This window comes from Streptomyces sp. BRA346 (genome assembly GCF_052851135.1).
The window spans coordinates 1-11,174 of record NZ_JAIWIH010000089.1 but is presented as its reverse complement, the minus strand read 5'-3'; the positions used below and the strand labels follow the sequence as shown (position 1 = coordinate 11,174).

The window sequence follows — 11,174 nt, the reverse complement described above, 5'->3', positions numbered from 1 at the left end:
ACCCCGTCGGCGAACCGTACGGTCTCGCGGACATGCCGTACCCAGTACTCCGGTGAGCACAGCTCACCAGCCGTCGCGAGCGCACCGGTCAGGTTCGACACCACCGGCATCGTGGGCTCGTGGAAGGTGAGGTCCCCGACAACCGTACGGAACTCCGCCAGCATCGGGTCCATCAACGGCGAGTGGAACGCGTGGCTGACCGCCAGTTCGCTCCTACGACGCCCCTCCAACCGTGCGACGACCTCCGCGACCGCCGATTCCTCACCGGACAGCACCACCGACGACGGCCCGTTCACCGCCGCGANCGACACCCGCTCGGACAGCAACGGCGCGACCTCGTCCTCCGTCGCCTCGANCGCCACCATCGCCCCGCCGACCGGCAACGCCTGCATCAACCGGGCCCGCGCCGACACCAGCGCGCAGGCGTCGGCGAGGGACAGCACACCCGCCACATGCGCCGCCGCCACCTCACCGATCGAATGCCCCGCCACGAACCTCGGCACGACACCGAACGACTCCACCAGCCGGAACAGCGCCACCTCGACCGCGAACAGCGCCCGCTGAGCACAACCCGTCGCGTTCAGCGCCCCGGCGTCCTCACCCCACATCACCCCACGCAACGCGGGATCGAACTCGTCCAACACCTCATCCAAGGCCCGCGCGAACACCGGGAACCGGCCGTACAACTCCCGCCCCATCCCGATCCGCTGCGCACCCTGCCCCGAGAACACCACAGCAAGCGGACCCTCGGCAGCCACACCCCGGGCCACCTCGACCACACCATCCACACCATCCGCCGGGGACAGCAACACCGCCCGGTGATCGAACACCGACCGGCCCGTCACCAGCGAGAACCCAACATCCAGCGGCAGCCGCCCGTCCGCGCCAGACCTGATCCGCTCCACCTGCGCATCGAGCGCGGCACCGCTCACGGCCGACACCGGCCACGGCACCACGACCGGCCTGACCTCCGGCTCCCCACCGGCCTCCACCACCGGCTCGGGACCCTGCTCGAGGATCACATGCGCATTGGTGCCACTGATCCCGAACGAAGACACTCCCGCCCGGCGCGGATGGTCCGTCTCCGGCCACGCCACGTTCTCCAGCAGCAGCTCAACGGCCCCCGCCGACCAATCCACATGGGACGACGGCTCATCCACGTGCAACGTCCGCGGCAACACCCCATGCCGCATCGCCATGACCGTCTTGATCAGTCCGGCGGCGCCTGCCGCCCGGTCCTGCCCGTACGTCGCCAGCAGCGCCTGCGCCTCGATCGGATCGCCGAGAGAGGTGCCGGTGCCGTGCGCCTCCACCGCGTCGACCTCCGCCGGNTTCAACCCGGCGCCGGCCAGCGCCTGACGGATCACCCGCTGCTGAGAGGGGCCGTTCGGCGCGGTCAGACCGTTCGAGGCACCGTCCTGGTTCACCGCCGAGGACCGCACCACCGCGAGGATGTCGTGTCCGTTGCGCACCGCGTCGGACATCCGTTCCACCACCAGCGTCGCCACGCCCTCGGACCAGCCGGTGCCGTCCGCGGCCTCGGCGAACGCCTTGCAGCGGCCGTCCGGCGCCAGACCGCCGACCCGGGAGAATCCCGCGAAGGTCACCGGGGTGGCCATGACCATCACCGCCCCCACGAGGGCCAGCGAGCATTCCCCGGCACGCAGGGCCTGCGTGGCCAGGTGCAGCGACACCAGCGACGACGAGCACGCCGTGTCCACCGTGACCGCCGGGCCTTCCAGCCCGAGGACGTAGGCCAGCCGACCGGACGCCACACTCCCCGACAGGCCCGTGGTCGCATGGCCTTCGACGTCCGCGGAGGACTGCATGACCAGGGTGGAGTAGTCATAGCCGCTGAGTCCGACGAACACTCCGGTCCTGCTGCCCCGCAGCGCCACCGGATCGATGCCCGCCCGCTCGACGGCCTCCCAGGACACTTCGAGCAGCAGCCGCTGCTGCGGATCCATGGCCAGCGCCTCACGCGGGCTGATCCCGAAGAAGCCCGCGTCGAAGTCGGCCGCGCCGCGCAGGAACCCGCCCGCGGCGCCGTCGCCCTCCGCGTTCCCTTCCCAGCCCCGGTCCTCGGGGAAGCCGGAGATGGCGTCGCCGCCCGATTCGACGAACCGCCACAGATCCTCCGGCGAGTCCAGCCCGCCCGGGAACCGGCAGCTCATTCCGACGATGACCATGGGGTCATCGGCCACCGCGACCGGCGTGAGCGAGGCCGGGGCGTCCGCGTCCTGGCTTTCCTCCACCAGTTCCCCCAGCAGGAACCCGGCGAGCCCGCGCGGCGTGGGGTAGTCGAAGACCAGCGTCGCGGGCAGGGTGAGCCCGGTGACCGAGGACAGCCGGTTGCGCAGCTCGATCGCGGTCAGCGAATCGACCCCCAGCCGACGGAAGTCCTTGTCCGCGGAAACGGCCGAGCCGCCCGGGCCGGAGTCCGGAGACGTGTGTCCGAGCACGCGCGCGGCTTCGTCGCGCACCAGGTTCACCAGATGGCGCGCCCGCTCCTCGGGCCGCAGCCCGCGCAGGTGCTCGACGAGGGCAGCCCGCGACGCTCCGCCTCCGCCGCTGGTCGCGGCCCGGCGGCCGGTGCGGACCAGTCCGCGGAGCAGCGCCGGGACCGCTGCCCGCGCGGGGAGTGCTCCCCCACCCGTGCCCCCGGTGACCGGCAGCGGGACCACCAGCGCGTCGTCGCCGGCGGTGGCGGCGTCGAACAGGGCCAGTCCGCGCGCCGTCGAGAGCAGCGGCAGGCCGAGGGCGCCGGCGCGGCGCAGGTCCTGGTTCTCCAGGCCGCTGGTCATGCCGACGCCCTGCTCCCACGCGGGCCAGGCCAGCGACACGGCGGGCAGCCCGACGGCCCTGCGGTGGTGCGCGAGGGCGTCCAGGAACGCGTTGCCCGCCGCGTAGTTCGCCTGCCCCGGGGCGCCCATCACACCGGCGGTCGAGGAGTACAGGACGAAGGCGGCCAGGTCGAGTTCGCGGGTGGCCTCGTGCAGGTGCCAGGCCGCGTCCACCTTGGGCCGCAGCACCGTGTCCACCCGCTCGGGGGTCAGCGAGCCGACGACGCCGTCGTCGAGCACGCCCGCCGTGTGCACCACCGCGGTCAGCGGATGTTCGCCGGGGATCGCGGCCACCAGTGCCCGTACGGCGTCCGGGTCGGCGACATCGCAGGCGACCACGGAGACCTCGGCGCCGTACGCGGTCAGTTCGGCACGCAGATCGTGCGCGCCGGGCGCGTCCGGCCCGCGGCGCGCGGCCAGTACCAGGTGCCGCATCCCGCGCTCGGCGGCCAGGTGGCGGGCGAGTTCCCCACCCAGGCCGCCGGTGCCGCCGGTGATCAGGACGGTGCCTTCGGGGTCCCAGGCGGGCGGCAGAGTCAGGACGAGCTTGCCGACGTGCCGCGCCAGGCTCATGTGGCGGAACGCGTCCGGCGCCCGCCGCACGTCCCAGGCACGTACGGGCAGCGGCTTCAGCGCGCCCGCGCCGAACAGCTCCATGAGCGCGGCGAGCATCCGCTGGATGCCGTCGGGGGCGACCCAGCCCAGGTCGAAGGCGTGATAACGCACGCCCTCCGGCACTTTGTCGGGGTCCCGTACGTCGGTCTTGCCCATCTCGAGGAACCGGCCGCCGGGGCCGAGCAATCGCAGCGACGCGTCCACGAACTCGCCGGACAGCGCGTTGAGTACGACGTCGATCCCGCCGTCACCCGCGACGGCGGCGAAGGCCGCCTCGAAGCCGGTGGTGCGGGAGGAGGCGATGTGGTTCTCGGCGACGCCCAGTTCACGCAGGGTGTCCCATTTGCCTTCGCTCGCGGTGGCGAACACCTCCGCGCCGAGATGGCGCGCCAGCTGGATCGCCGCCATGCCGACGCCGCCCGCGCCCGCGTGCACGAGCACCTTGTCGCCCGGCCGTATCGCGGCGAGGTCCACCAGCGCGTGGTACGCCGTGAGGAACACCAGCGGCACCGACCCGGCCGTCTCCCACGACCAGTCCTCGGGCACGGCCGTCAGCTGCCGCTCGTCCACCACGACGGTCGGGCCGAACCCACCGGACACCATGCCCAGCACCCGGTCGCCGGGCCGCAGGCCGGTCGCCTCCGGGCCGACGGCCGCGACCACGCCCGCCGCCTCGGAGCCGAACAGCCCGGCCTCGCCGGGGTACATGCCCAGGGCGTTCAGCACGTCGCGGAAGTTGATCCCGGCGGCCCGCACGGCCACCCGCACCTGGCGCCCGGTCAGCGGCTCGAGAACCTCGGGGCACTCCGTCAGGGCCAGCGCGTCGAGGCTGCCCTTCGCGTGGCTGTCCAGTCGCCACGGCCGGTTCGCCGGCGGCACCAGCCCGCCGCCCGACCCCACGCGCGCCAGCCGGCCGACCCGCAGCTGCCCGGCCCGGATCAGCGCCTGCGGCTCGTCGAGGTCCAGCAACCCGGGCACGCCCGGCAGTACGGGGCCTGCCGCCGCCGCGTCGTCGAGGTCCACCAGCAGGAACCGGCCCGGGTTCTCCGACTGCGCGGACCGCACCAGGCCCCACACCGCCGCGGCGGCCGGGTCGGTGACGTCCTCGCCGTCCGACGCGATCGCACCCCGTGTCACGAACACCAGGCGGGAGCGGGTGAAGCGTTCCTCGGCGAGCCAATCCTGGATCAGGCCCAGCACACGGCACGTCAGCGCGTGCACGGCCTCGGGACCGCGGCCCCCCGCCGGCGTTACGGCGACGACCTGCGGCACCTCGGCCAACTCGGCCAACTCGGCCAGGGACGGCGCACCTTGGCGGCCGGTACCCGTCGAGTCCAGTGCCGCGCCCAGTCCGACGTCGTCCGCGCCGATCACGGCCCAGGTCCCGTCCACGGCGTCCGGAGGGGTCTGCGGGACCCAGTCAAGGCGGAACAGCGAGTCGGCCGGGTCCGGGCCCGCGGGCGTGGTGGCGGGCGCGGCCGACGGCGCCCGCAGGAGCAGCGAGTCCACCGAGATCACGGGCGCGCCGTGTACGTCGGCCGCGGCGACCACGACGGTGTCGGGGCCGGTCCTGAGCACCCTGGCCCGCAGCACGTCGGCGCCGGAGGCGTGCAGCGAGACCCCGGTCCACTCGAAGGGCACCAACTGCTCGCCGTCGCCGGAGTCCGCCGCGACGTGCAGCACCGAGTCCAGCAGTCCGGGGTGGATGCCGAAATCCCCGGCGTCACGCGCGGTCTGCGGCAGGGCCACCTCGGCGAAGAGTTCGTCGCCCCGGCGCCAGGCCGCCCGCAGGCAGCGGAACGTCGGCCCCAAGTCCAGGCCGGACGCCGCGTACCGGTCGTAGAACCCGTCGATGTCCATGGTTCTCGCGCCGGGCGGTGGCCACCGCGTGGCGTCGAATTCGGCCACCCGCTCGCCCGGGGCGAGCCGTCCGACGGCATGCAGCGTCCAGTCCGTTTCGGGCGCCTCCGCGGGGCGCGCGAAGAACCGTATTTCCCGGCGGCCCTCGTCGTCGGGTTCGCCCACCCGCGCCTGGACCTGGGTCCCGCCGTCCTCGGCCAGTGCGAGCGGTACGACCATGGTGAGTTCCTCGACCCGGTCGCAGCCCGCCTGGTCGCCGGCCCGGACGGCCAGCTCCAGGAACCCGGTGCCGGGGAAAAGGATCACACCGCCGGCCCCGTGGTCGGCGAGCCAGGGCTGCGCCTCCGGGGACAGCACGCCGGTCAGCGTCAGTTCGTCCGCACCGGCCACGACCATCACCGCGCCGAGCAGCGGGTGGCCGGTGGGCTCCAGCCCCGTCCCGGACAGGTCCGTGGACAGGTCGGCCCCCGAGGGCCAGAAGCGCTCGTGCTGGAAGGCGTACGTCGGCAAGTCGACCCGGCGGGCCCCGGTGCCCGCGAAGAACGCCGCCCAGTCCACCGCGACCCCGCCCACGTGCAGCCCTGCGACCCCGGTCACCAGCGCGGCCTCTTCACCGCGATCCCTGCGGAGCAGGGGAAGCACCGCGGCCTCCTCCGGCACCGACTCGCGGGCCGCCGCCGAGAGCACCCCGTCGGGCCCGAGCTCCGCGAACACGTGGGCACCGGCGTCGGCCAGCGCCCGTACCCCGTCGGCGAAGCGCACGGTCTCCCGTACGTGCCGAACCCAGTACTCCGGTGAGCACAGTTCACCCGCGTCGGCCGGCCGGCCGGTCAGGTTCGACACCACCGCGATCCGCGGCTCGTGGAACTCCAGCCCGGCGAGGGCCTGGCGGAAGGCAGCGAGCATCGGGTCCATCAGCGGTGAGTGGAAGCCGTGCGACACCCGCAGCCGGCTGGTACGGAGGCCCCGCGCCTCCAGCCGCGCCGCGATCTCCAGTACGGCCTCCTCGTCGCCGGACACGACCACCGAGGACGGCCCGTTCACCGCGGCGACCGACACCCGCTCGGTCAGCAGGGGCGTGATGTCGTCCTCGGTGGCCCGTACCGCGACCATCGCCCCGCCGGCGGGCAGGTCGTCCATGAGCCGCGCCCGCGCGTTCACCAGCGTGCACGCGTCGGTCAGCGACAGCACACCGGCGACGTGCGCGGCCGCGACCTCACCGATGGAGTGCCCGGCGACGACATCAGGCCGCACGCCCCACGATTCGAGCAGCCGGAACAGCGCCACCTCGATGGCGAACAGCGCGGGCTGGGCGTATCCGGTCCGGTCGAGTTCGTCGGCGTGTCCACCCCACATGACATCGCGCAGCGGGCGGTCCAGACCCGGATCGAGTGCGGCCCGGACGGCGTCCAGCGCCTCGGCGAACGCCGGGAACCGGTCGTACAGTTCCCGCCCCATGCCGAGCCGCTGCGCCCCCTGCCCGGAGAACAGCATGGCCAGCTTCGTGCGGTCGGGGACGGTGCCGTCCACCACGGAGGGCGCCGTGCCGTTCTCGGCCCAGGCCACCAGCCCGTCCCGGAGCGCTTCGCGGCCGTCCGCGACGACGGCCACCCGGTGTTCGAGACTCGTCCGGGACGTCGCCAGGGAGAACGCCACGTCGAGCGGGCGCGGTCCGGATTCCTCGTCCAGCAGGGAGAGCGCGGCGGTGACCTGGTCCCGCAGGGCGGCCTCGGTGGCTCCGGACAGCACCCAGGGCAGCGCGGTCGGCCGCCACTCCGCCGTCGTGGCGGTCCCGGGGGCCCCGGAGGTCTCCTCGGCGGGGGTGTCCGGCGCCTGTTCGAGGATGACGTGCGCGTTGGTGCCGCTCACCCCGAACGACGACACGCCCGCGCGCCGGGGGCGGCCGGTGTCCGGCCACGCGCGCGACTCCCTCAACAGGTCCACCGCTCCGGCAGACCAGTCCACACGAGATGACGGTGTGTCGGCGTGGAGGGTCTTCGGCACGGTGCCGTGACGCATCGCCATGACCGTCTTGATCACCCCGGCGACCCCGGCCGCGGCCTGGGCGTGCCCGAGGTTCGACTTGACCGACCCCAGCAGCAGTGGCGTATCCCGTTCCTGGCCGTAGGTCTCCAGGAGGCTCTGCGCCTCGATCGGGTCGCCCAGCGGCGTGCCGGTGCCGTGCGCCTCCACCACGTCCACGTCGGCCGGGGCGAGTCCGGCGGCGGCCAGCGCCTGCCGGATGACGCGCCGCTGCGCCGGGCCGTTGGGCGCGGTGAACCCGTTCGACGCGCCGTCCTGGTTGACCGCGCTGCCACGCACCACGGCGAGCACCGGATGCCCGTTGCGCCGCGCGTCGGACAGCTTCTCCAGCACCAGCACGCCGACGCCCTCGGACCAGCCGGTGCCGTCGGCGGAGTCGGCGAACGCCTTGCACCGCCCGTCACGGGCGAGGCCGCCCTGACGGCTGAACTCGATGAGCGGCCCCGGCGTGGACATCACGTTGACCCCGCCGACGAGCGCCAGCGAGCACTCGCCGCCGCGCAGCGCCTGCGTGGCGAGGTGCAGGGCGACCAGCGAGGACGAGCACGCCGTGTCGACGGTCAGCGCGGGCCCCTCCAGCCCCAGGGTGTACGACAGCCGCCCGGACATCGCGCTCGCCGCGATCCCGGTGCCGACCTCGCCGGTCGCGTCGTCCAGCGAGCGCACCATCAGGTACGCGTAGTCCTGGCCGTTCGTGCCCATGAACACGCCGGTCCGGCTGGAGCGCAGGCGGTTGGCGTCGATGCCCGCCCGTTCGATCGCCTCCCACGAGGTCTCCAGCAGCAGCCGCTGCTGCGGATCCATCCGCAGCGCCTCACGCGGCGAGATCCCGAAGAAGCCGGGGTCGAACTCCGTGGCGCAGTCGAGGAATCCGCCCTGCCGGCTGATCTCGTTGCCGCGCTCGTCGACCTGGCCGTCGCGCAGGGCGCTCAGGTTCCAGCCACGGTCGGCGGGAAATCCGGAGATCGCGTCGGTGCCGGCCGCCACCAGCCGCCACAGGTCCTCCGGGGAGCGCACGCCGCCGGGGTAGCGGCAGCCCATGCCGACGACGGCGACCGGTTCGGTAGCTGCGGCGACCAGATGGCGGTTCTGCCGCCGGAGGCGCTCGGTCTCCTTCATCGCCGCGCGCAGTGCCTGGGCGACCTGCTCGCCGGACGTGCTCATGACTGCCTCCGTCGTTCGGGTGACTCGTCGTCGGGGAACGTGCCGTCGTCGGGTCCTCGGCGTGACTCACCGTCGGGTTGTCCTTGGAGGGCGGCTCGTACCAGGTCCTCCAGTGCCATCGCGTCGATGGACTCGTCGTCCGGTTCGGCGTCCGATGCGGGGGTCCCGGTCCCGGTCCCGTCGCCCGCCAGCTGGAGCAGCGGCTCCAGCAGACCGATCTCGCGGAGTCGGCCGATGGGCACCGAGGCGAGCACCGACCGGATCTCCGCGTCCTGGGCCGATTCGGCGGCCTCGGCGGCCGGGGCCCCGGCCCCGGAGCCGTCGGGCGCCAGCCGTCCGGCGATGTGCTCGGCCAGCGCCAGGGGCGTCGGGTAGTCGAACACCAGCGTCGTCGCCAGGCTCAGGCCGGTCGCGGCGCCGAGCTGGTTGCGCAGTTCGACGGCGCCGAGGGAATCCACCCCCAGGTCCCGGAACGGCCGCTCGGCGCCGACCGCGTCCGCGGTGCGGTAGCCGAGTACGTACGCGGACCGGGTGCGGACCAGGTCGAGCACGGCCTCCAGGCGCCTGCCCGCGGGCAGCCTTACCAGCCGCTCCCGCAGCACGTCGCCCGCGGAGTCCGCCGGTTCGCCGCGTGCGGCCACCAGCTCCTGGTAGCCGGGCAGTTCGCGGAGCAACGCGCTCGGCCGGGCCCCGCCGTACGCCTGGGCGAACCGTTCCGGGGCGATCTCGGCGACCAGCGCGGTGGGTTCCGCTTCCGTCACCAGCCGGCGCAGCGCCTCGCTCGCCAGCTGCGGGTCCATCGCGTGGACCCCCGCCCGCCGGGCCGCCTCTTCGGCCTCGGCCTTCCCCGCCGTGCCGCCACCGCCCCAGGCACCCCAGGCGATCGAGGTCGCGGGCAGGCCATGCGCCCGCCGCTGCTCGGCCAGGGCGTCCAGCACGGCGTTCGCCGCCGCGTAGTTCGCCTGACCGGGGTTGCCCACGACGGCGGACGCGGAGGAGAACAGCGCGAACACCGACAGGTCCGCCCCGCGTGTCAGCTCGTCGAGCAGAAACGCGGAGGTGACCTTGGACCGGAACACGTCCCCGAACCGCTCCGGGGTCAACCGGTCGAGCACGCCGTCGTCCAGCACACCGGCGGTGTGCACCACCCCGGTCAGGGGGTGTTCGGCCGGAACGCCCTCCAGCAGCGCGGTCAGCTGCGCCCGGTCGGCGACATCGCACGCGGCGACGGTGACCCGCGTCCCGAGTGCGGCCAGCTCGTCGCGCAACGCGCCGATTCCCGGCGCCTGGGAGCCCCGTCGCCCGGCGAGCAACAGATGGGGCGCACCCGCGCGGGCGAGGCACCGGGCGACCTGTCCGCCGAGCGCACCGGTGCCACCGGTGATCAGGACCGTTCCGGTCGGCTCCCAGGCCCCCGCGCCGGCAGGCGCGGCGCCGTGCCGGTCGGGCCGTTCGGTGGACCGGTCGGCGGGGGACGGGATCAGCCTGCGGCCGAAGACCGCGCTCTTGCGGACCGCTACCTGATCCTCGCCGTCCCATCCGGCCAGCACGGCGGCGAATGCGGAGGCGGCCCGCTCGTCGAGTTCGCCCGGGAGGTCGATCAGACCACCCCAGCGGTCCGGGTACTCCAGCGCGACGACCCGGCCCAGGCCCCAGACGGCCGCCTGCACGGGCCCGGTCACCGCGTCCGAGCGCCCGACCGACACCGCACAGCGCGTCACGCACCACAGCGGGGCGGTGATCCCGGCGTCGCTCAGCGCTTGCACGAGCGTGGCGGTGCCGACCGTGCCGGACGGGGCACCGGTGCCGGAATCCGCTTCGTCCAGTGCCAGCAGGGAGAGCACACCGGCGTAGGCACCGGAATGGGCGTCGGCGTGGTCGCGGAGGCGGGCCGCCAGCTTCTGGCGGTCGTACGCCGTGACCGGCACGCGCACCACATCGGTGCCCAGCGCGTCCAGTGCGGCGGTGGCCCACGGGTCGTCGGCGTACGCGGCGGGGAGGACGGCGATCCACGTTCCCTTCGGGGTGTCGGCGGGAGCACCGGAGACCGGCTTCCAGACGATGCGGTGGCGCCAGCCGTCCAGCGTGGACTCCTCCTGGCGCTGCCTGCGCCAGTCCAGCAGCGCGGGCAGCACCCGCGACAGCGCGTCGTCCTCGACGTTCAGCGCCGCTCCGAGCGAGGCGAAGTCCGCTCCCTCGACGGCGGACCAGAAGGCGTCGTCCGCCTGGCCTGCCCCGTCCCGTTCGCTCGTACGGGTCGCGGGCGCGGGCGTGGCGTCCGGCCAGAACCGTTCGTGCTGGAAGGCATAGGTCGGCAGGTCGACCTGCCGCGCGGCGCCCGCGAAGTACGACTCCCAGTCGACGGTGACACCGCCCAGCCGCAGTCGGGCCAGGGCCGCCGCGACGGACGCCTGCTCCGGCCGCTCCGGGTGCAGCGTCGGCACCGCGGCAGCGTCGTCGGGCAGGGTGGTGCGGGCCATGCCCAGCAGTACGTTGCCCGGGCCGAGTTCCAGTAGCGCGGTGACCTCCCGGTCCGCCAGGGCCTGGATGCCGTCGGCGAAGCGGACCGTCTCCCGGACGTGCCGCACCCAGTACTCCGGCGAGCACAGCTCACCGGCCGTGGCGACCGTGCCGGTCAGGTTCGACACC

At 74.1% G+C, this 11,174-nt stretch carries 2 protein-coding genes; both read right to left on the bottom strand.

What is annotated here, in order from left to right; translation table 11 throughout:
- The coding region (locus LCH29_RS43215) for an SDR family NAD(P)-dependent oxidoreductase (RefSeq protein ID WP_446467167.1) at positions 1–8,525 on the bottom strand (8,525 nt) is incomplete at its 3' end.
- Positions 8,522–11,174 (bottom strand): SDR family NAD(P)-dependent oxidoreductase (locus tag LCH29_RS43210; RefSeq protein WP_446467166.1); only part of this gene is annotated, 2,653 nt, incomplete at its 5' end. The genes LCH29_RS43210 and LCH29_RS43215, both read right to left, overlap by 4 nt.